Below are 23,615 nucleotides of genomic sequence, written 5' to 3' on the forward strand. Positions count from 1 at the left end.
CTTCTAGGTTGTGGGTTTATTTATGTTATTTCTATCCAAAAACTTGTCCCCTATTACTCTTTCTTAACTTCTATTTTCTCTTTCACATCTTTCAAATACAAATCCTTTAGTTGGTCATAAAATGAATGTGATGAAACGAAATTGGCGATAATGTTTGCTAAAAACCCGCCAATTAACAAAAAGAAAATAATTGAATGCCTATCTGTCATTTCAAAAATAATGATTGCACTTGTAAAAGGCGCACGTGTAACACCTGTCAAGAATGCAGTCATTCCAATCAGAATTAGTAAGTTGGCGTTACCTCCTGTTAGATGTAAAAGCTGCGAGACATACGCACCTACAGTAGCTCCCGTGCTTAGGGACGGTGCAAAAACGCCACCAGCACCTCCAAATCCAAACGAGGTCATAAGCCCTACAATTCTTACAAGGGGCAGATACCATTCTACAGACTTATAGTTGGTAAATAATACTCGCTCCATAATTTCTTTACCAGAGCCCATTGCTTCAAAACCCAAAAAGTATATTGTTGTTGCTACCCATAATCCACATAAAATAATGACGAGTACTTTCCTAGGATTTGAGGTTATTTTGCCAAAAAACTGCATAAACTTCAAAAGTAAAACGCACATTTTACTTCCTAAATATCCTCCCAGTACCCCAACTATCACGATTCCTACGATTACTTTCAATCCTTCAAAACCTGTTTTGGGAGTACCCAAATATAAATATGAGCCACCCAGTCCTTGAGCCGTTAAACCAGCGGTAATGACTGCAATAAATAGAGGCGTTTTATAATATTTGATATGAAATTTTGAGAGTTCTTCTATCGCAAAAATCACGCCGCCTAAGGGAGTATTAAATGCCGAAGCAAGTCCTGAAGCAGCACCTGCAATCAACATATTTTTTTCGGAAATATTAATCCACCATTTAGGCAAAGCCCTTTTTATTTCCAGAAAAATTGAACTCCCAATTTGAATAGTTGGACCTTCCCTACCCACTATACCTCCTCCAAGCACTTTTATAGCGCTAGAAAATATCTTTACCAAAATCACCTTAAATCCTACAAAAGAACGGATAAAAGACTTTTCTTCTGGCTTTTCTAACTCTAGTGCTGCCATTACTTGAGGTATCCCACTGCCTTTGGTGTACGGTGCAAACCGCTGTGCTATCCACCAAGACAACACAAACGAAAGCGGAGTAATCACAAAAACACTAAGCGGTGAATATTCAAATAATAAAATAGACCCATGCTCAGCCAAACTAAAAATACGACTATACAAAAAAGCAACTGTACCTGTAATAAGTGCTCCTACAAGGTATGGAATTACTTGAAACGTTTGTTTTCTGAGCGATTGATTAGTTGATAAGGTCCGAAGATAAAGTTCTTCAAAATAACTCCAAAAGATCTTTCCAAAAGGATGATTTTTGAGCTTTACAATATTTCGTTTCCTTGAAAAATTCAATTTCTTAGCAGATTAAATGAGTCCTTTTTTGATTGATTAGATACAAAAATAGATTATTGGTTTGTCGCAATTTATTAGAATTTCATTAGTTATCAGTTAATATAAAAATAAAGTGCTTCAATAATCCTCATTCTAAATTACGAAATTAGGATAATTAAGGCACTTTATTGATATGAGAAAATTACAAGTCCTATCTTTTCCAAACGCCATTTGTATCTGGCTGTATTTCTTCCACTTTAAACACTGCATTCATGTTTAATTTACCAAACAGATGTGGAAAAACACCATGGTCACCAGCAGATTCAAATTTTAATTCTGCTTCTAATAAGTCTTGGTTGATATGTAGTAAAATCAAACGAGGAACTCCTACAAAAAAGCGATTGAGTGTGCCTTCTACCTGTTCGGGTGTAGAAAAATGAATAAAGGTTTCTTGTGCTAAAGTTTCGGATTCGTAATGGGATAATCCTTCAAATTTAGCCCACCATTCAGGCGAAACAATATGATGAAGTAGCATAACTTGTTGTTTTAAGATTCGGTACAAAGTTAAAGCGAATAGGCGGATTTCTGAGTGATGAATTATGAGTGACGAATTTTGAATATAAATTTTTAATTATCATCATCTTATACTTTCAATCGATTAGATCTCATTTTGAACGGCTACTTAAGTATTAATGCAAAATAAAATTGCATTAATACGCTTTATGCTGTAAGCCGTAGGCATTAGGCAAAAAAGTTTCTATTACTACATGAGAAATACTTTTCAACTTATAGCCTATAGCATAAAGCCTAGAGCTTAAAGCGGGTAAAATTTATTTTAATTTTGCCCACTACCTTATTTAACAAACAGGATTAATTATCTTTTTTAAAATACAACATGAGTCATCCCGAATTTTAAGATTGGGGTTATTCTCTAAGTTTTCATCAAAAAAGCGGTCGGAAAATATTTTCTAACCGCTTTTTTGATGCTATTATGCTAGATATGACTTGGCTTAAGACGCAATCATTGCGTCTATGCTGCCAGAATACAAATTTTAAATTAATCACTCATTCATTCAATCGCTAAATCACTAAATTAGGAATGACGATATGTTGGAAGAGCAACTTTCTTGAGCACTACTCTGTTAGAACGAATTAACATTAAGTCTTCCTCCTGTTACACATTTCCCCGATAATGATGGAGTTGCTGTAACCGAAGACAGTAATGCACTTTTAATCGTAGCTGCCGTAGCACCTGTATTAATTGAAGCGTAAAGCGCAACAGCACCTGTGACATGCGGTGTTGCCATAGAAGTGCCATTATAACTTGCATAACCTGATATAACTTTACCCTTTGAGCTTACAGGAACAGTTGAATAGATATCAGAACCTGGCGCTCCTAAGTCAACTTGTGTAGCTCCATAATTAGAAAAACTCGATAATCCTCCAGTATTAGTAATTGAGGCTACGGCTATGACATTGGCAACATTGTAGTTTGATGGATAGTTAGCAGTAGCATCATTATTGCTACTATTATTTCCAGCAGCAGCAATAAATAAAATACCTGCGTTATTTGCACGAGAGATAGCATCTTGCAAAGCTTGTGAAAAGCCTCCCCCTCCCCATGAATTATTGGTGGCAACAATATTGATTCCGTGTCTCAACTTTAGATCTGTAAAATAGTCTACAGCCTTGATAGCATTAGCTGTAGTACCTCCTCTCGAACCTAAAAATTTTGCGCTCAAAAGTTTAACATTCCAACAAACCCCTGCTACGCCTATACCATTTCCACCTTTACCACCAATTGTGCCTGCTACGTGTGTACCATGGTCATCGGATGAGCCATCAAACACTGTATTATCGTTATTTGCAAAATCCCATCCATAAGTATCGTCAATCAATCCATTTCCATCATCGTCAACACCATTGCCTCCAATTTCGCCTGGGTTCACACCTGCGTTTGTAGTCAAATCTTCGTGCGTGTACATGTAACCTTCATCAATGATACCGATATAAACATTGCTAGTACATGTTTTTCCATTTGCCCATGCCACTGCTGCTTGTGAACCAAACTGATTGGCAGGTGTAGTTGCTGAACCATACATTCCCCACAAGGACCCATTAGTATAGTACAGGTCATTGGATGTAGCATTGTGTGTGTATATATAGTTGGGTTCTATGTATTCGATCTCAGCCAAATCTTTGGATTTTCCTATTGCTTCCAAAGCATTTATTGGTATCTCAATTAAATTAACACCTTCATTATCGCCAAATTTTTGCATCAGTTTAGTTAAGATTTTCTCTTTTACCTTACCTCCTATTTTGGATAATATCTGTGCCTTTTTGGCATCAGAAGTTCCTGTTTTGAATTTTATCAAAACTTCATTTGGTTCAAAATTAACGGCTTCAATTTTACTTGCACTTGCATTGGAAGTTGAAGGAGCATTATCTAAATGTCTGTACTACAAGAAGCTAGAATAGTGCCAAATGCCACTAAGCATGTCAGAGTTTGGATTTGATTTTTCATGTAAATTGAGTATGTTAAGGTTATTATAACGTCAGCAATCTACTAAAAAATAACAATAAATAAATAAGTTTAAATTGTAATTTAACAAGTGGTAGTTTTGTTTTTCCTTAAAAAATTCAATCATTTGAAAATCAAGCACTTAAAATATTATATTTTACACATTTGAAGAATAATCATTATATTAAATGAATTTATTGTTTAAAAAAATCATCTAATGTTTCAAATATTATAGTAAAAGGAGTAACTAGCTGTAAAAGTTAATTATAATTAAAGGGGTTTGTACTTTTGGGGTGGATAACTGGAGCAAAATAAAGCCTAAATTATTTTTGACCGAAAATGAAGGAAAAATCGTGTACAGAAACACTAAGAGTGTAGAATATTTGTTTAAGATATGGAGTACAAAATTGGTTATGAAGCTTGAAATCTAACACATTTTTAAACCAAAATTAAAAAATTTATGTCTAATTCTCCAAGTTTAAGTCCGACCGTTCACATCTCACTAGTTGATGATGATAGAGCCATACAGTTATTACACAGATTCTTGGTTACAAAAGAGTTAGCGTGTACCCCTAATCAATTTTTGAATGGCGCTGAAGCTTTAAATTATAATATTACCAATCATAATACTAATGACGATTTTCATATAGTCTTACTTGACTTGAATATGCCTATTATGAATGGATGGGGCTTGTTAGATACCTTAAGTCTTCTCTTTCATGTACTATTTATGTCGTTATAGTATCCTCCTCCATTGATGACCTCGAAAAGAGCAAAGCATTTACCTATCCTATGGTTATTGATTTTCTTGTAAAACCATTAACATTAAAACATCTTGTAGATATCAAACAAAATCCAATCCTAAAGTCATTTTTGATTCCAATTAAATAGTTAATCAATGAGCAAATTTTGGTGGCTACTCACTCCAAACAATAAGTTATCGGGCAAAATTAAAATAATTTCCCCGCATTAAGCCGTAAGCAAAAAAGCTTATATTATTTTATGAGAAATAATATAAGCTTTTTTGCTTACGGCCAATGGCTTACATCGCAATGCGTTATAATGCAATTTTATTTTGTATTATAACATATCATTAAAATCTTAATAGTTGTATTAAGATTTTAATGATATTTAACAAAAAAAACACTATTACAAGACAAACATTTATAAGTTTTGATTGACATGTGTTTAATGTTTCTTAAGGTATCATATACAAATGGAGTAGATATTCTTTTTCCATAATTCTGATTACAATGAGGACATTGATTACGTTGAGTAGTTCTCATTTGCATTTTAAATAAATAGAACCCTCCTATAAAGAGTACGATTATGATGATAATTCCCATCAGGAAAGCTAAATTATATACTTCAGTGATCATGTGTATAATATATTATGGTTGGTATGTTTAGTTCAATATCATTAATGTTGAATTAGTCTCCTTAGGCAGAAATAGAAATTTTTAGCACAGCTTGAAGAAAATTTTCTTGAAAATTTTTTCCAATGGGAAGTACACAACCGTTGCTAAGGGTGACATCTTGTAAACTAAATTCAATGATGTGATCAATGTTAATCAAGTAAGAGCGATGAATCCGAATCATTTTTTCGTAATTCAAGTCATTAGTAATTTGTAAAATACTTGATTTTAGGATAAACTTTTTTTGTGTAAAAGTGAGTAACTCTACATAGTTTCCCGAACTCATCACCAAAACTAAGTCACTGTAAGTAAGTCTTTTATATGAAGAGTTTTGCTTTATAAAAATATATTTATTTGTTTCTTTTTCTTGATTTTCTGGGTTAGGTAATACCAAAAAATCACCAGACTTGTTTAAGTAAACCATATACTAAAATAGTTTTGATAAAATATAATTACGGTTTGATAGTTAAGGGGATATACGCTTTAGAGACACTATTTCTAGCGTTTCTAAAGTGAGTAAATCTATTGATATGATGTGTGAAAATTATGAATTTAAGAGTGTCGAAAAATGACTTTTGATAACAGGAAAATAGTGATCATATTTGAGTTGTAATCACAATATGATTGTAGCTATAACCATCCGACAGATGTGAATTAACTTACTCAAGTCAGAATAATCAGATTCAGATAAGAGTTTTACATATCTCTAAGGAATAAATAAAGACAGTAGCTCTCCTTTTGAGCTGATATTTAGCTTGAAATAAATTTTCTTTACATGATCATTTACAGTATGAGGGCTTATTTGAAGAAGTATAGATATATCATTGTAAGTCAACCTATTAAGTAAATTATTCATTACCTCTAATTCTCGCTTCGACAATATAATATTTATACCAATATTTTTAATTTGAGAGTCTTTTGTTACTTTCTTTAGCATTGTCAACAATAAATCAGGTGATATTTTTAAATTTTCATTTCTAATTTTCTCAATTATCTCAATAAAATGAGCTTCAGATAGAGCATTTAAAATGTTAAATTTAATTTCTTTTTTAATCCAATTTAAAACAGGATCTGTTGTATCACCTCCACTAATTACCACAATACGTGATTTGGGGAATTTATTCTTAATATCTTGAAGCTCTCCAAAAGAAGAAGCTCTTATAATTTTTTCGTGTATAAAAATTATACTGATGTTTTTATCTTCTTTGGTTTTCTTCAAAAAGTTTTCAATGCGATAATCTGTAATTATTTCTTCAACTTCATTCAATTGTGTTAGGTACTTCTTTAACATTTCTCTAAAACTACTATTATAATCAATAATCCCTATCTGCATATTTTTGTCGTTATGTTTTTAAAAATGAATAATTAACATTAAACAAAGAGGCTATTAAAACGATTAAAAGTAAGAGATGTTTGTAATGTTAATCAAACGTATGTTTGATTAACATTACAAATGTATTTAGTTTTAATTTCTTCTAAAATCCCTTGAATTAGGGGTAAGTGAAAAAAAAGAAGGAAAATCGACTAATTTCTTGTTTTAAAAAAAACACAAGAAAGAAAATAAAACTATTACAATATAAATTATAACAAATACATCATAACAATATGAGTCTTTTGAAGAAATTTGTAATTAATATTCAGAACAATCAAAATTTATTGTATTTATTCTGAACACAGGAAGGAATATATAGCGCTATAATGGCTTTTGTGTAGTCGTATAAAAAGGTAGTAGTACTTTTTATTTTATAAATCAAGCATTTGTAACCTCTCCAATAGAAGCTAAAAGTTGGATTAATAGCATGCTGGGGTATCAAACGGTTGGTAATATTCTACCCGAATAATACATATTTTAAAGAGCTATAATTAGAGCAAGGCAGTTTATCTATAAACTTTGTTTTTAGTAAGAAAAGAAAGTTAAGTCTCTACTACAAAAAATAGTGACTTAGCTTCATTGCTTTATCCAACTATCTCCCTAGATTTAATTCATTGGAAGATAAGTCAAAACATAATATAGTAGATTAAGAGAGTCAGCACAAGTAGCAAAGTAAAAAAGGAAGAGCAAATCTAAAATAAAAATAGTACAAGACTTTATCAGAATGAATCGAGATAAAATCTATTACGTATTAAAATATTAAAGTAAGGATTATATTTATGTCTTAAAAAAGCTCAAGTATTAGTGCTTATGTAAGCTTCCCCAAAAATACTGCACATTCTTATTTTCTGGTAGAAATACTACATGCAAAAGTTTGTCCTAAAAATCTATGAACTGGCTTCAATGATATGAAGTAGCTATTTAATGTCACGAATGGTAACTTTTCGTTACAGCATCTAGATTTTGTGTACAATCTGAATAGTAATCCTGATAGAATCACTTTTTCTGAGTAGAGAGAAGCACAACTTAATTTTCTGAGAGTCAATAAAAGGATAAAGTTGTAACGAAAAAGATATTTTAAAAACATTATCATCAGTGGTTTTAAAGAGAGACAACACTCTAACTATAAAATAGTGTAACTGTAAATATGATATATCTCACTCACTATAAGAGTATTTCATTTTTGAGTAAATTTTTCATATCAAAATATCCCTTCTTTTCTAGTACCAAGTTCTACAGAGGTTTCTATTTTGTTAAATGCTTTATAATATTCATAATAGAAGAATTTTCTATTTTTGCTCAACAATATCAATGAAAAATTGTTTTACCTAAGTAAATTCAACTGTAAAAAATCATATATTATCACCCAAATTGATAATCTAAGTTTGTATATTCTTAACTATTCGAATATATGTTGAATGTAATCAAGCAACTCACAAAACCATATCTACTATTTGAGATAATTGGTAATGACATCATTATCGCCGACATAAATGATGCCTTCACTAAGATGATGGGCATTAGTTCTAAGCCCCTTAAAAAAAAATATCAAGAGTTTATCCCATTTCTCAAGGCTTCTTTTGCTGAATGTAGCCTACTTGTTATACAAGAATCTCTACGCACTAAATCAGACATCGCAAATACATTACAACATGAGCATATAGAAATTCAATGTTGCTATTTTGAGTATAATCATGGTGTATATATACTGCTGACAGTCTCAGCTCAAGAATCGACATTAATCAATAATACAAATTTTTTTGAAAAGGTCGTCGCACATACCACCGATGCTGTATTAATCTTAGAAAGACTTCAAGATAAAACCGAACTACCTGAAATCGTATATGTCAATCAAGCTTTTTGTGAGCTTACAGGTTTTGGCTTGAGCGAAGTTATCGGCAATACAATACAAATATTAAATGGCCCCAATACCGATTGGCGACAGATATATCATCTGAAGGAAACACTCCAGAAAAAGAGCATAGCCGAAATTTCATTGCTACAATATAAAAAGTCAAAAGAAAGTTTTTGGGCAAATATTAAAATTAGCCCTATTTATAACGACCTCAACACTGAAATAATTTACTGGCTAGTTCTAGCCAAAGACATTACATCTCAAAAAAATGAAGAATGTAAAGAAATTCTAAAAAAACAGATTAGGACACTTTTTAGCTCTGACCAAAAGCTTGATTTTATCTTATCAGAAATATGTTCAAGTATTATTCGAGAATTGAAAGGGGCAGGTATCGAAGTTTGGATTAATACATTTAAGGATGATATTGTTCGTTATGGGCACCATGAAAATTTGATTTTTCCTCATTACAATACAGGCTATAATTTTGTAAAAGAGGTAATGTCTAAAAAATCTAGAAGTTATTTAGAAAACAAAAGTTTCTTATCAGATATCAATATTATAGGGTTACCTCTAAAAGCATCGAAAGGTTTACAAGGAGCCTTACTGTTAGGAATAAAAGAAGACAACCTATCCGATTCAGTAAGAATGTGCTTGTATGAGCTTGGAGAAGTCCTAATAAATGAATTAGAAAGAAAACAAACCGAGCAAGAATTAGCACAGATATTTGAGTATGCCCCAGACATGATTTGTGTATTGGGACTTGATGGATTCTTCAAAAAAGTCAACCCTTCTTTTTGCGAAGTATTAGGTTACTCCCAAGATGAACTTTTAAGTAAAAGCTTTCATACATTTATCCACCCCGAAGATCAAAAAACAAGTCTTGAAGCATTTGAATCCGAAAAAGATTTTTCAAAGGTATATGTGTTTGAAAATCGGTACATCAAAAAATCTGGAGAAATCGCTAATATAGCTTGGCGCTCTTCAGTAAAATTAGATGGCAAACATTTACTCGCAATCGGAAGAGATATAACAGATGAGCGTAAGCTTCAATTATTATTAAACAGAACTAATTTATTATCTAAAATTGTAAGTTGGGAAATCAATTTAAGAACTGAAAATATTTTTGTTTCTGATAATGTAAGCGAAATATTTGGTTATACTCAAGAAGAATTTAGACTCATTAGCATGAATTCTTTATTTGATATTTATCGTGAAGGAGAACATCGTGAACGTGCTACAGCCTATATCAAAAAAGCAGTACAGACAGGCGAAAGTTGGAGTGATGAGTTTATTATTTTATTACCCAATAGTACCGAAAGATGGGTTAAAGTAATCGGAGAAGCCAGTTTTGTCAACGGCAAATGTGAAAGAATTTATGGAAGTATTCAAGACATCAATACCCGAAAAGTTATTGAGCTAGCTTTAAAAGAGGCTATACATCAAAAAAATGAAATTCTTGAAACAACTGGAGATACCTTTTTGACCCTAGATCAAAACTGGACTGTGACTTATTGGAATGCTCAGGCCACCAAATTAACAGGTGTACCAAAAGAAGAAATTGTAGGAAAAATAATTTGGGATGTTTTTCCTGAGGGACAAGAAAGTGATATTTATGTGAATCTAACTTTATCAAGAAAAGAAAATATTCCTATCACTTTTAATACCTACTATACCCCTATCGATAAATGGGTTGAGATTCGATGCTTTCCAGCTCAAGGACTAACGAGTATCTATGCACGAGATATTACAGAAGCCCAAGTAGCAAATCAAAAACTAAGAGAGGAAAGAAATCTGTTGCGTACATTAATTGACAATCTTCCTGAAACTGTTTATTTCAAAGATACCGAAGCTCGAAAAGTAATCAGTAATAGGGTCGATTATTTATTTTTGGGTGCAAGTAGTGAGCAAGAAGTATTGGGTAAAACAGACTTAGAACTATTTGATTCAGACCTTGGAGCAATTGGACTAGAGCATGATTTGCATGTTCTTAGAACTGGCGAACCCATACATGATTATACACAACTTCACGCATCACATGGAAAAGCTGACTTGTGGTTAGAGTCTACCAAGGTTCCCGTAAAAAATGAAGACAATATTATTATCGGCGTTTTGGGTATAGGCCGCGACATTACCCTACAAAAACAGCAAGAGTTTGAATTAAAAAAGCTAAATTTAGAATTAGAAGAACATATCAAACAACTACAAGAATCTAACAACGAACTGGAACAGTTTGCTTATGTAGCCTCTCATGATTTGCAAGAACCTCTTCGAATGATTACGAGCTTTTTGTCCCAGATTGAAACCAAATATAGCGCGGTTCTTGATGAGCGTGGTAGACAATATATTTGGTATGCAACAGATGGAGCTGTTAGAATGCGACAAATTATACTCGACTTACTTAATTTTTCAAGAGTAGGTAGAATTGAGGAACAAAAACAGCAAGTAGATATTGGAGAAGTCATAAAGCAAGCTCTACTTGTATTTCAAACAGAAATTAATACTAGTCATGCAGAAATAACGGTTGGAAAAATGCCTATTCTATTTTCAAATAAGCTACGAATAGAACAGGTTTTTCAAAATCTTATTAGTAACGCTCTTAAATATCGACAAGCAGATGTTAACCCTATTATAGAAATTCAATGTGAAGAATCACCAACTCACTGGATTTTTTCGATAAAAGATAATGGCATAGGTATAGAAGAAGAATATTTTCATAGCATATTTACCATTTTCCAACGCCTACATACTAGAGATGAATACCCTGGAACAGGAATAGGCTTGGCAATTGTCAAAAAAATAGTAGAAATGTTAGACGGGAAAGTATGGGTAGAGTCTATTGAAAATCAAGGAAGCACTTTTTATTTTTCACTAAAGAAATAATAGCAACAACACTTTATGAGAAACGGTCATATTTTATTGGTTGAGGATAACGAAGGAGATATTTTATTGACTCAAGAAGCATTTGAACACTCTTCACTTGTGGCGTCATTAAGTATTGTTCGAAATGGCAAAGATGCTATTGATTTTTTGATTAAACAGGGCAAATTTGCAGACAAAGCATCGCCCGATTTTGTTCTTCTTGATGTTAATATCCCCAAAAAGAATGGACACGAAGTATTAAAATTTATAAAAAATAATGATGCTATCAAACATATTCCTGTAGTAATGTTTACGACTTCATCTACCCCCAAAGATATAGCAATGGCATATCAAAACAATGCAAACTGTTATATCACCAAACCTGTAGATGTAAGCTCATTTCAAACCGTTATTAATCAAATAGAAAGCTTTTGGCTTTCAACAGTTCAATTGTCCAAACCTCAAAATGCTTAAAGATAATTTCCCTTACAAAATATTAGTCATCGAAGATAACATGGGAGATTATATTCTCATCAGTGATTACCTTCATGAAATGATACGTGAGCCACAAATCACCCATTGTAAAACTTTCAAACAAGCAAAATCATGGATAACAAACCCTGAAATAACATTTGATATGATACTGCTTGATATGCAATTGCCTGATAAAAGTGGACAAAGTTTATTAGAAGCAATTTTACCTATTTCGAGAGACTTCCCAATCATTATTTTGTCAGGTAATTCTGACCTAATGTTTAGCATCAAGTCTATTTCACTGGGAGTAGATGACTATATCATCAAAGACGATTTACGACCAACCACTCTTTATAAAGGGATTGTTTATTGCTTGGAAAGACGTAAAAAAAAGCAAGAACTCAAAGATTCAGAAGAACGTTACAATCAACTTTTTGATTTAAGTCCACAACCTATGTGGGTTTACGATTTAGATACATTAGAGTTTATCAATATCAACATGGCCGCTGTAAGTCACTACGGATATAGTCGGTCAGAGTTTTTATCAATGAAGATAACCGATATCCGCCCTTCTGAGGAAGTTTCGGTGCTACTAGATGATATCAATAATGTTAGGCAAAATCATCCTTATTTTATCTCAGGAATATTTAAACATCTTAAGAAAAATGGGGAGTTAATCATGGTAGAGATTAGAGCTAACTCGATTAGCTACAAGGGCAGAAATGCTCGAATTATATTAGTAAACGACATTACCGAAGAACTCAAATATATTGAATCTATTGAAATTCAAAATAAAAAATTAAGCGAAATAGCCTGGATACAGTCTCACCTAGTACGAGCACCCCTAGCTCGAATAATGGGGCTAATCCAAATGCTTGAGCTTGATCCAGATATGGGGCTAGAAGAACGAAGTATGTTTTTTGAGCACTTGATAACCTCAGCACATGAATTAGATAAGCTTATCATAGAGATTACTCAAAAAACCAGTGCAATGCAACAATAGCATATACCTTTAGAATCGAGTTTGTGATAGCGTCTAAAATCATTCATTCCCATCCTCATTTTGTTAGAGCATGGGAATGTAACGATATAAAGCATTATTAACCAGTAGGTTGCACAAAACTCATCTCTTGTAATTTAGCACTAATACGTACATACTCCAAGCAATACGGTTTTTAGGGCTCTCTTAGCAATAATTCTAGTGTTTATAGTTATTTGATTTTTATATAATGCCACCCATTACTCATTTTGCCATCAAACAATAACGTCCAACCTTCTTTTTTCTCTTTGATTGTTAATTAATTTACAGACTTACTATTTTGTGAGAATGAACAGAAAGTACTTATCAATAAGCAAACTAATACAATTATTTTTTTCATTTTAAATTGACTTTGAGATAAGTAATCGTGCAGAATAAGATTTAAGTTATGTGTTTAGGCACTAGGCAACAGGCACAAGGCAAAGAGTGTTAAAATGTTTTTTAATAACCACAGCCATGCTTTTTCCAAAACCCACCGCCCAAAGCCGTTACCTGAAAGCCCAAAGCCCAATCTTAAATTTTATTTTGCCTACTAACTTAAGTAATCGTGCAGAATTAAATTTAAGAAATTGATGAGATAAAATATTAGTAATCATAAAATTACACTCAAAACTCATCACTCACAATTCAGCACTCATACTTAAGTATTAATGCAAAATACAATTGCCTTAATACGCTCATATCTTCGAAAAGATTTTTATTTGCTAAAATAAGTACAATTTTGTATTTACTTCAAACAGGGATAAAAGAGTAATCTGTACTTACGCTAAACACGTTTTTCTCAGAACGATGTAGTCCTAAAGACAAGACTTTTTTATTTTCCTTTTAGCGTTAGAACTAAGTACACAAGGAAATTATCATTTTAATTATCCTGAATTAATGAGCAAAAACGATATGCGGGATGCCGCCTAAAGGTTTCCAGTCTGTAGGTCTGTATTTTTTCATTCTAAAGTCTTTTGTGATGAAATGACAAGCTTTCAAATATGCCGTTGGGATAGATATTTCCAAGAGCAAATTTCATGTTTGTTTATCAGTGATAGATAATTTACAAAAAATCACCATCAAAGCCTCTGGTAAATGATTAACGCATTCCTTAAAATTTTCCTAATACACACCTTTCTCTACGGTATAATTGAATAATTAAAAAATTCAATGAAGGTAAAGCAAGCTGTTTTAGGCAAGGACATTATTTCTCAGATATCTATTTGATAGTTTTCAGTTTGTATAAATAGGGCGCTTTATTGGCCGCTCCTGTATATTGTTTTTCGAGTCTTTCCAAAATATCCATATCCAACATTTTTCGTTGAAAATTATCTCTTCTTAAAGGTTTGTCTAAAATCGTTTCATACATTTTCTGTAATTCTTTCATCGTAAAGGTTTCTCCCAAAAGGTTAAAACCTGCCAATTTGTGGTCTAGCATAATACGTAAAGTCTCTAGACCTTTCTGAATAATTTGGTCATGGTCGATTGCCAAAGCAGGCAATTCCTTGATACTATACCAATCACACGATTCATCTAATATGTTATTTAGGCGAGGTGTCACCTTTGAATACTCAACAAGGGCGTAAAAACCAAGAGAAATAAATCTATCAAAAACCCAAAGGTGCTCCTCTGTGGTTACTCCAATTTTATTGGTGATAGTCTTCACCAAATCTTTGGAATTCCTATTCAATTCACCAAATACCCCAAATTGTTCAAGATAAATATCCGCCAGACCAGTTCTAGATTCAAGAATTCTTCTTGTAGCATCCAAAACGCTTTCATCTTTACCAATGTATCCTCCTGGCAAAGACCAAAGGTCTTCATCTAATTTAAGTTTGGGTAATAGAACTTTTAGATTATTATCATGAAACCCAAATATTACACAGTCAATAGAAACTTGCTTGATATAGGTATCTTCACCAACCCACTGTTCAAATTCTTGTATTAAATCCATTTTGTTTAACGCTTAGTAATTATTTCAATACAAATATAATATCTAATTAAACTTATTGAGCCAAAATGAAACAATAATTGTACTTATCCTATTGTTTATTTAAAAATACCTTTTACATTTGTTTTAAATTTACAAATATTCTAATTCTATAGAGGAATTATGATATAATAAAAAAAGCCGAAGATGCTGGTAACATCTTCGGCTTATGGCTCTACTCATGTTAATTGTCGAGAAGAACATGAGCTAGTGTTTAGTCAGTAAATGGATGTTTAACTAACAAAACTGTTCAAATTTAATGAAAAAATTATTACTTATTCAAAAGAGAGGAAAATCTCTTTGTGGAAGGACTTTGCCTTTTATTTTTTTCTATCTATTTGTAGCCACGAGTGTTCGGGCACAGATACTACGAGGAAAAATTACCGATAATAAAAATGAAGCAGTTGTCGGAGCGAGTGTAATAGTAAAAGGCGCTCAAAAAGGGACTGTTACAAATGCCGAAGGTAACTTTAGTATTCAAGTCGAAAAAGATGATAAGCTCATTATTAGTTCGGTAGGCTTTAAGAAGCAAGAAATAAATGTGTCAGGTAGAAATACCTTGAATATTGTATTATTAGAAGATATTGAGTCGCTTGAAGAGGTCATTGTTACAGGACTTTTCGACAAGCGCTCAAGGATGGAGTCCTCAGTAGCCATCTCGGTACTAAACAGTAAACAATTAGCAGCGGTAATACCTGTTAGTGCCGTCGATTTATTAAAAAACATTCCAGGCGTATATGTCAATTCGTCACTTGGCGAAATCCGAAATACCGTTTATTCTCGTGGTGTTTCGGTAGGTTCAAATGACGGTGCTTCGGGCTACTATTATGTTTCGATGCAAGAAGATGGACTTCCTATCACCAATGCTACTTTTGGAAATTATGGTCCTGATTTTTTCTTGAGAGCAGATGCAACATTAGGAAAATTAGAAGCTGTACGTGGTGGTACAGCCTCCATTTTAGGGAATAATGCTCCAGGAGGAATTTTCAATTATGTTTCAAAAACAGGAGGAACGGTATTCCAAGCAGAAGTGCGTGCCAAATATGGACTTGAGGGCAATGGTAAAAATCCATTTTACAGAACAGATTTTAATTTTGGTGGCCCCTTAAACAATGATAAAAGTATTACGTATAATGTTGGAGGTTTCTGGAGGCAGTCTGATGGAGCAAGAAATCCGGGCTATCCAATGAACAATGGTGGGCAAATAAAAGCGAATATTGTGAAGAAGTTCAAAGGCGGTTCTGTAAAGTTGTATGCCAAATATTTGAATGATAAAAATGCTTGGTTCGAATTTTTGCCTACAACAGGTTTTTCTCATCCTACCTTACCAGCTGGTGTTGAACAAACCAACTCAGTACTTATTCCTGCCATCAAAGCAAGTTTCAAGGTAAACGATACCAACGAAACGGTAAACTATGATTCAAGAGATAAAATCAATTCAAAAGATATTTCATTTGGTTTAAACTTCGACAAAGATTTAGGAAATGGCTTTGTAATTGATAACAAAATGAAGTATTCTGATAAATCTTCCGTTTGGAACACCACAGGCGTTGTATATCCAACGGCACTAGACAATATCATCTTTTATGCTATTTTGGGACAAATTGCCCAGTTTGGGACATATAAATTCAATGATTTAGCAACGGGCAAAAACTTGGCAACCGTTATGCAATTGCCCAACATGATAAATGGACAATTTGCAGGATTTAATTTTCCAGTTTTGAATAGCTCACTCCCTGGTGAGTCTATCCAGAAAAATTCTTTGTATTTCAACCCATTATTTTATACTTCAAATAAAATGGGTGAATTTATTGATCAGTTAACAATTACAAAAAGGCTCAATAAAATGAGTTTTACGGCTGGCGCATTTTATGCTGTTTCTAATTTGACCCGACGTAATGGCTCGGCTGGTTTAGCCATGACAACTATGCTAACGCCACATCCAGAGCTTACTAGTATTACTTATGATGATTTTGCAGGAAATACTTATAAACTAACAGCTCCCAATGGCGCTATGGGTAGTGGTTCGTCCTCCGCGATTAATCTTTATGACATAAGTCAAAAACAAATAGCATTGTTTTTGGGTCATAATTGGACTATTAGCGATAGACTTGATTTGGACTGGGGCATAAGATACGAAGGTATTGGTATTGATGGAACGAACCAAATTGCAACAAGTAGCAACGACGGAACAGGCGGTGTAGATAAAAATCCCTTAACAACTTATGATAATGCTACAGCCAAAGTTACTAGTGTTTATAAATACAACAAAAGCCTATCCACTTTCTCGATGTCGGCGGGCTTAAACTACAAATTAGCAGATAATTATGCAGTGTATGGTCGTTACTCGCAAGGAAATAAAGCTCCAGACATGGGCATTTATATTGGCGTTGACAACGATGCCTCTGCCAAATTCTTAGACCCACAATCACAAAAGGTACAACAATTTGAACTTGGATTTAAAGCAAAAACTAACAACCTAAGTTTATTCATTACTCCATTTTATAGTATTTTGGATAACGTACCTATCCAACAAATTGGACAAGAAACAGACGATATTTCGAGCCAATACGAAGCACCAATTTTGTACAATAAATACGAAACCAAAGGGGTTGAGCTTGAGGCTAATTATAACCTAACTTCAGCATTGAGTATTCGTGGAGTAGCCACTCTACAATCTTCTAAAGCTGTAAGATTCCAAGCATGGCTTTTGGGGGCAAATGGAAAAGCTGATGATAAAATTGAAAGTTATTCGGGTAATGAAACAGATAACAACGCCAATCTGATTGTTCGTATTTCGCCAACCTATAGCAGAGGGAAAGTTTATGCCTCTATCGATTGGTCGTATATGGGTAAGCGTGCGGCTAATGTTCCTAATGCTTTTTACTTGCCTGCATTCGACCAAACCAATTTGAACTTGGGTTATAACCTCACTTCAAAAGTTCAGCTTCAGGGCAATATCAATAATGTTTTCAACCAAATTGGAGTAATGAGTTGGTCTGCACCAGGAGGCTTTCCTCAGGCATTAGATAGACAAGGCTTTACCAAAGCTCAGCTTGAAGCTAATCCCAATGCCGTTTATTCAACTATTAGCATTCCACCTAGAGCATTCTTTTTATCAATCAATTACAAATTTTAAACAACCGTGGCGACGTAACGCAAAATCAATGAAAAAATCAATTGTTATTCTCTTTGTTTTATTTTTTGGCATAGTGCTAAATGGCTTTTCACAAACTGAGAAACCTACCGATTTTTATGCAGGAAAATGGGAATTAGCCTTTATTGGTACACCAAATGGTGATGGAAAACTTATCGCAAACCTTGTTCGCAAAGACGGAAAGCTAACAGGCGACCTAACAGACCCTAGTAAAGCTGACGCTGAAAAGATTTTTTTAACTAATGTGGTTGAAGATAAAGATAAAATCGAGCTTTTCTTTTCGGCATCGGGTTATGATGTATCGGTAGATTTAGCAAAAATAGATGACAACAACCTCAAAGGCACATTGATGAATATGTTTGAAGCCAAAGCCGTAAGAATTAAAGAAGAAAAGAAGTAAACGTATAAAAATAGGCGGCCATTTCTGGTCGCCTATCTATTAGCCTTCAATCATTATTTCAAAACATTCTTCATAAAATGAGAAAACTCATTATCATTTATTTGTTCTTAACATCCTCACTTTTTGCACAAAAAAGTACCAACAAGTGGTTTCCCAAGTACCAGTTTGAGGCAAGTAAATTTTTATCTGCGCCACGAGAATACGGTCCTTCTACTAGATGGTGGTGGCCAGGCAATGACGTGACCAACGACGAGTTACGAAGAGAAATCAAGGTTTTAGCAGAAAATGGCTTTGCAGGTGTTGAAATTCAACCCCTTACAATGGGAGTAAATTTGGGTTCTTCTAAGGACATTATCAACCGAATCTATAGTTGGGATACCCCTTCTTTTTATGAGCATTTGAAAGCTGTAATGGAACAAGCTCAGATTTCAAAAGTAACAGTAGATATGAACGGAGGTAGTGGCTGGCCTTTAGGTGGACAGTTTTTTGACCCTAAAGAAAGTATGCGTACTTTAGGAATTGCTGACTCTATTTTAGTAGCTGGAACGGTATTTAACGGACACATTCCTATGATGAAAATCAAAAAAATGGTAAGTTTTGGCGCTCAAGGCAACGAGGTAAAACCCGAATGGGGAATTCTCCAAAGTCTTGTAGCTGCAAAGGTTTTAAAGTTGAAAGGAAAGCAAGCTATATTGGATAATCAATCAATTATCAATTTAACAGATAAAGTAAAAGACCATAAAATAACATGGCAAGTGCCTTCTGATGGGCAATGGCGTTTGATTGCCTCGTGGAGCATTCCTTCTGGCGAGGAGCCTTCGCTAATTGCCAAACGTGGGACTAATTATGTAATTGACCACCTTGACCCAAAGGTAGTCAATAAGGCTTATGATTACTTATTAGGTGAAAGAACAGGTTTGGAAAAATTCTATGGTAATCCACTACGAGCTGTCTTTAACGATAGCTATGAGTTTCATACCAATAGAATTATTTCTCCTGATTTTTTACAGGTTTTTAAACAACAAAATGGCTATGATATAGCCCCTTACTTAGGTTCAGTGTTCAAAAAAGGCTATAACCATCCTGTTTATTTGGCAGCTCCTTACTACAGCGATTTGTCTCCATACATGATTGACTCTGTTAATCAATGGCGTTTGATTTATGACTATGACAGAACCGTTAATAAAGTTTTTACAGAAAACTTTATTAAAACAAGTAACAATTGGATGCGAAAAAGAGGTATGCTACACCGAACTCAAGCTTACGGTTTTCCGATTGAACCTATCGGCAGTGCTGGCTCGGCCGATCTTCCCGAAACAGAACAATTATTTGCTGATGGTTCTGAAGGAGCTCTAAAATTGGCAACCTCAGGCGGGCATTTGTACAATAAACCGATTATTTCACAAGAGTCTTTTGTAGCAATTAATCGGGCCGAAATGACAACTCCACAAAAAATCAAAGTTTGGGCAGATAAATCCTTAGCTTGTGGGGTAAACCATTTTATTTATCATGGAACACCCTATAAATACAACAACGGAGAGTTTCCGAAAGAAGGCTGGAATACTTGGTCATCACCGTTTTTACCAATGGTAGGTTTTTCGTCAGGTCTCAATGAATCAGACCCATTTTGGAATGATCTCAAATTTATTAATCAATACCTAACGCGTTGTCAATATGCTCTTCGAGCAGGAAAACCTCAGCATGATGTTCTAATTTATTTTCCTTTTGTGAATTTCTCGGAAGACCAAATTGAAGTAAATCCAGAAGAAACTATGATTGCGGGCTATTTTGAAGGAATTGAACCAAAATTGGGTAATGCAACGCCATCACGAAAAACACCCATTTATGAATGGTACAAAAAACTTTGGAAAACAGTAAACGAATTAGAAGCTAAAGGTATCACTTGGGAATTTGTGAACGATAATGCTTTGCAAACAGCCAAATTTGAGCAAGGAAAATGGACAATCAATGGCAATCAGTACCAAGTATTAGCCCTATCGCATTTGCCATATATCAATCTCAAAACGGCACAACATATCAAGGCATTAAACAAGACGGGAGCAAGAATTTGGGCAATTGGCGAAATGCCAACTCAACAACCCTCCTATCTTGACCATACTCAAAATGACGCTATTACCAAAGCATTAATGAGCGAAATTGGGATTTCAAAATATACTCAAAACACAGATGCCAATTTACCTATTCAAACGATAACTCAGAAGGTTCGATTTGAAGAAAAAACAGGCTGGTCACGCCAAATTAATCGTGTAATGGCAGATGGAAGTATCGTAAAGTTCATTTCGAATAAATCGAAAGAGTGGCAAACCATTCGTTTGTCCATTGACAATAGTTTAAGTAATCATTATTGGTTCAATGCCGAAAATGGCAAAGCTATCACAACAAAAGGCAATATGGTTTCTTATCGTTTGTCGCCTTATGGCTCAATTTTCTTGGTAGCATCACCAAAACCAATGCAGTTTACAGAAGGTGAAACCGTAACTGATGAAGGCAAAGAGATAACTCGATTGGACAACTGGAATATTCAAATTGGTGAAAATAATTTTGAAAACAGCAAGCTATTTGACTGGAGAACAAACGAAAAAACCAAATACAGCTCAGACAAAGGTATTTATACCACCGCCTTCAATTTTGATGGAGTAGAAAAAGGCAAAAAATACTTCCTCGAATTAGGAGAAGTCTATTATAAAGCTTCGGTAAAAATCAACGGTATTGAAGCAGGTGAAAGGCTTTTTGCACCTTATAAATTAGAAATAACATCATTACTAAAACAAGGTAGCAACAATATAGAAATAACAATCATAACTACACGTAGAAATGGTTTTATAGGTGAAGCCATAAAAGGGAACAAGCAATATTTGCAATTTAGATTCAAAGAGAAAACAATTGTACCAAGTGGATTGGTAGGTTCAGCCAGAATCACAGCACTATAAAGTCTTATTTTTTAGAAACTTACAAACTCATTAGTGACAAGTTGGACTTATCATTTGATTAATTAGACTTGCTATTTGCTTTTTTAGATTTTATAAAAAGCAAATAGCAAGTCTAATCAGTATAAAAAGACAAGCTAGCCATGAATATTCATAGCTGTTGCACAACCCCAATTTTATTAAAACGCTCTTATAAATAATCACACCTAACCTTTTGTAAACTCTTATCGTAAATATTCCTCCCTCCTATCCTACTACAAGCTATTTCCATTTTTCTAGATCTGATTTAAACAAAATTTCTTAAGCTAAGTTTTTTTAATAAATTAAATAGACAGACTTGTCTGTATTATTTATTTTCAATACCTTTGATAAAAAAAAAGAAATCATGAGTTCACCAAGAGAAAGAATACTAGAACAAGCCTCCATTTTATTTCATCATCAAGGCTATAACAGTACAGGAATTAATCAAATAATAAGTGAAGCCAATGTAGCAAAGGCCAGTTTTTACCAACATTTTAAATCTAAAGACGACCTGTGCGTTGAGTTTCTAAATAGAAGACATCAATACTGGTTTGATGCTCTTTCGGATTTCACATCAAAAACAGAAAATCCAAAAGAAAGAATTTTGAGCGCATTTGACTTCATTATACACATGAATGATAGGGAAAACTTCAGAGGTTGTAGTTTTCTAAATATCCTATCTGAAATATCGAAAGAACAAGAAAGCATTCTGAGAGTAATCCAATCACACAAAAATGATTTGAGAGTATTCTTTAGGCAATTAGTTAATAATGAATTATTGGCAACACATATTTACCTTCTATTCGAAAGCGCAATTATAGAGAGTCAATTGTTCGAATCAAATGAAATTGTAGATAAGTCAAAATCAATTGTAAAAAATATAATTTAAATTAATAACAAAATGGAACAGAAACATCCACTTCCTCCTTTTACGTTGGAGACCGCAAAACAGAAAATTCAAATGGCTGAAGATGCTTGGAACTCACAAAATCCAGAAAAAGTATCATTGGCTTACACCATCGACAGCGAATGGCGCAATCGAAGTACATTTGTCAACGGTAGAGAAGAAATTGTAAAATTCTTAGCTGATAAATGGAAGCGAGAATTAAATTACAAACTCAAAAAAGAGTATTGGTCACATTCAGGCAATAGAATCGCAGTTAGATTTGAATATGAGTATCAAACCAAAGATGGCAATTGGTTTAGAGCTTATGGAAATGAAAACTGGGAGTTTGATGAAAATGGCTTAATGCAAAAAAGATACGCAAGCATAAATGATCTTGAAATAAATGAATCTGAAAGATATTTGTAAGACATCAAGAGAGTTAAATGTATCAATACAACACTATTTTGTCAAGTGTATTAGTAAAATAAGGGTTTGACTTTTACTTAAAGTTGAACCCTATTCTCAAAAATAATTAATACCTGATTATAGGATTATTCCAGAATAGCTTGATTTTAATTTTCGGTATTGTGACTACTTCATTCCATAATTTATTAAACTCTGAAAACGTGGATGTTCGAGGTTATAATCTTTCATCCAGAATTCGGTTTGTTGCCATACACCATTATTCCTCAATCCAAATTGAGTGTTAATCATCGATTTTCTCATAAGGCAGATTGATTAATTATTATCTTTGTATAGATTGTAAAACATTCAGAGAGAAAGAGTTTCTAGAATTGAATACCTATATCCCTTTTCTATTTATTGAATCTTCTAATCAATTGCGGAACTGACAATGCTAGTTTCGAATCAATTTCTTTTACGCAGACATTTGATTATTCCAATTACAAATCAAAATACACTTGTATCATTTCACACTCTACCAAAAGATGAAGAACACATTATTACTATTATTTTTTTCAATAATTATTTTTTCATGTGATAAAGTAATTACTGAACCTACAAAAAGTTCTGCTAAAAGAATTGAATCCTTTGAAATTTCAATTTCAAATCAACGATACTGTCGGCTTCCCATTTTTAGTACAGTTTAAAAATATACATAATCTGTCTACTTTGCTTATGTTTTTAACCCTTCTTGGGCTGAGTGTAGCGTAGCGGAACGAAGCCCAAGAAGGGTGTTCTGTTTTTTCATTCTATAATCTACTGGGCTCATACCACCTAAAGAGACATGCGGGC

15 protein-coding genes and 1 pseudogene are annotated in these 23,615 nt (G+C 33.5%); 9 read left to right on the forward strand and 7 right to left on the reverse strand.

What is annotated here, in order from left to right; translation table 11 throughout:
- Positions 1 to 53 precede the first annotated feature (53 nt).
- From QM491_RS23280 to QM491_RS23290, 3 genes and pseudogenes are all read right to left on the reverse strand, one after another.
- Positions 54 to 1,463: a chloride channel protein gene (locus QM491_RS23280; protein WP_283329937.1), complete on the reverse strand. Its 1,410-nt coding sequence runs from the start codon at positions 1,461 to 1,463 to the stop codon at positions 54 to 56.
- Between the two features lie 190 nt (positions 1,464 to 1,653).
- Positions 1,654 to 1,977: a DUF952 domain-containing protein gene (locus tag QM491_RS23285; RefSeq protein ID WP_283329939.1), complete on the reverse strand. Its 324-nt coding sequence runs from the start codon at positions 1,975 to 1,977 to the stop codon at positions 1,654 to 1,656.
- A gap of 607 nt (positions 1,978 to 2,584) precedes the next feature.
- A pseudogene (locus tag QM491_RS23290) lies at positions 2,585 to 3,874 on the reverse strand (S8 family peptidase); the annotation flags it as partial.
- Between the two features lie 549 nt (positions 3,875 to 4,423).
- Here QM491_RS23290 and QM491_RS23295 point away from each other — a divergent pair.
- Complete coding sequence (locus QM491_RS23295) at positions 4,424 to 4,705, forward strand: response regulator (protein WP_283329941.1); 282 nt, start codon at positions 4,424 to 4,426, stop codon at positions 4,703 to 4,705.
- Between the two features lie 698 nt (positions 4,706 to 5,403).
- On the opposite strand, the gene QM491_RS23300 is transcribed toward QM491_RS23295, so the two are convergent.
- Both QM491_RS23300 and QM491_RS23305 read right to left on the reverse strand, forming a co-directional pair.
- A complete protein-coding gene (locus tag QM491_RS23300; RefSeq protein WP_283329942.1) occupies positions 5,404 to 5,802 on the reverse strand; it encodes a LytR/AlgR family response regulator transcription factor in 399 nt (132 codons plus the stop codon).
- Positions 5,803 to 6,084: 282 nt separating this feature from the next.
- Positions 6,085 to 6,711, reverse strand: coding sequence for a helix-turn-helix transcriptional regulator (locus QM491_RS23305; RefSeq protein ID WP_283329943.1), 627 nt, complete (start codon positions 6,709 to 6,711; stop codon positions 6,085 to 6,087).
- Between the two features lie 1,450 nt (positions 6,712 to 8,161).
- On the opposite strand from QM491_RS23305, the gene QM491_RS23310 reads away from it, so the two are divergent.
- Genes QM491_RS23310 through QM491_RS23320 form a run of 3 tightly spaced genes read left to right on the forward strand, consistent with a single transcriptional unit; the run spans position 8,162 to position 12,941 of the window.
- Complete coding sequence (locus tag QM491_RS23310; RefSeq protein ID WP_283329945.1) at positions 8,162 to 11,485, forward strand: PAS domain S-box protein; 3,324 nt, start codon at positions 8,162 to 8,164, stop codon at positions 11,483 to 11,485.
- Positions 11,486 to 11,500: 15 nt separating this feature from the next.
- The gene (locus tag QM491_RS23315) at positions 11,501 to 11,938 is read left to right on the forward strand and encodes a response regulator (RefSeq protein WP_283329946.1); all 438 of its coding nucleotides are present in this window, start codon (positions 11,501 to 11,503) and stop codon (positions 11,936 to 11,938) included.
- Positions 11,931 to 12,941 (forward strand): PAS domain S-box protein, encoded by a 1,011-nt coding sequence (locus tag QM491_RS23320; protein ID WP_283329947.1) that lies wholly within the window; start codon positions 11,931 to 11,933, stop codon positions 12,939 to 12,941. Before QM491_RS23315 ends, QM491_RS23320 begins: the two co-directional genes overlap by 8 nt.
- A 1,237-nt stretch (positions 12,942 to 14,178) precedes the next feature.
- Here QM491_RS23320 and QM491_RS23325 read toward each other — a convergent pair.
- Entirely contained in the window at positions 14,179 to 14,913 is a 735-nt protein-coding gene (locus tag QM491_RS23325) for an NUDIX hydrolase (RefSeq protein ID WP_283329948.1), read from the reverse strand.
- A gap of 295 nt (positions 14,914 to 15,208) precedes the next feature.
- Between QM491_RS23325 and QM491_RS23330 the strand changes: the two genes are divergently transcribed.
- The 5 genes from QM491_RS23330 (at position 15,209) to QM491_RS23350 (ending at position 22,787) form a co-directional block, all read left to right on the forward strand.
- Positions 15,209 to 18,088 (forward strand): TonB-dependent receptor, encoded by a 2,880-nt coding sequence (locus QM491_RS23330; protein WP_283329949.1) that lies wholly within the window; start codon positions 15,209 to 15,211, stop codon positions 18,086 to 18,088.
- Between the two features lie 28 nt (positions 18,089 to 18,116).
- Entirely contained in the window at positions 18,117 to 18,506 is a 390-nt protein-coding gene (locus QM491_RS23335; protein WP_283329950.1) for a hypothetical protein, read from the forward strand.
- A gap of 77 nt (positions 18,507 to 18,583) precedes the next feature.
- Complete coding sequence (locus QM491_RS23340) at positions 18,584 to 21,457, forward strand: glycosyl hydrolase (protein ID WP_283329951.1); 2,874 nt, start codon at positions 18,584 to 18,586, stop codon at positions 21,455 to 21,457.
- Between the two features lie 334 nt (positions 21,458 to 21,791).
- The gene (locus QM491_RS23345; RefSeq protein WP_283329952.1) at positions 21,792 to 22,364 is read left to right on the forward strand and encodes a TetR/AcrR family transcriptional regulator; all 573 of its coding nucleotides are present in this window, start codon (positions 21,792 to 21,794) and stop codon (positions 22,362 to 22,364) included.
- A gap of 12 nt (positions 22,365 to 22,376) precedes the next feature.
- Positions 22,377 to 22,787 carry a nuclear transport factor 2 family protein gene (locus QM491_RS23350; RefSeq protein WP_283329954.1) on the forward strand — a complete coding sequence of 137 codons (411 nt, stop codon included), beginning with the start codon at positions 22,377 to 22,379 and terminating at the stop codon, positions 22,785 to 22,787.
- 165 nt (positions 22,788 to 22,952) lie between these two features.
- Here QM491_RS23350 and QM491_RS23355 read toward each other — a convergent pair whose 3' ends face one another.
- A complete protein-coding gene (locus QM491_RS23355) occupies positions 22,953 to 23,075 on the reverse strand; it encodes a hypothetical protein (RefSeq protein WP_283329955.1) in 123 nt (40 codons plus the stop codon).
- Positions 23,076 to 23,615: the final 540 nt, after the last annotated feature.

The organism is Flectobacillus longus, from assembly GCF_030056705.1.
Classification (GTDB): Bacteria; Bacteroidota; Bacteroidia; order Cytophagales; family Spirosomataceae; genus Flectobacillus; species Flectobacillus longus.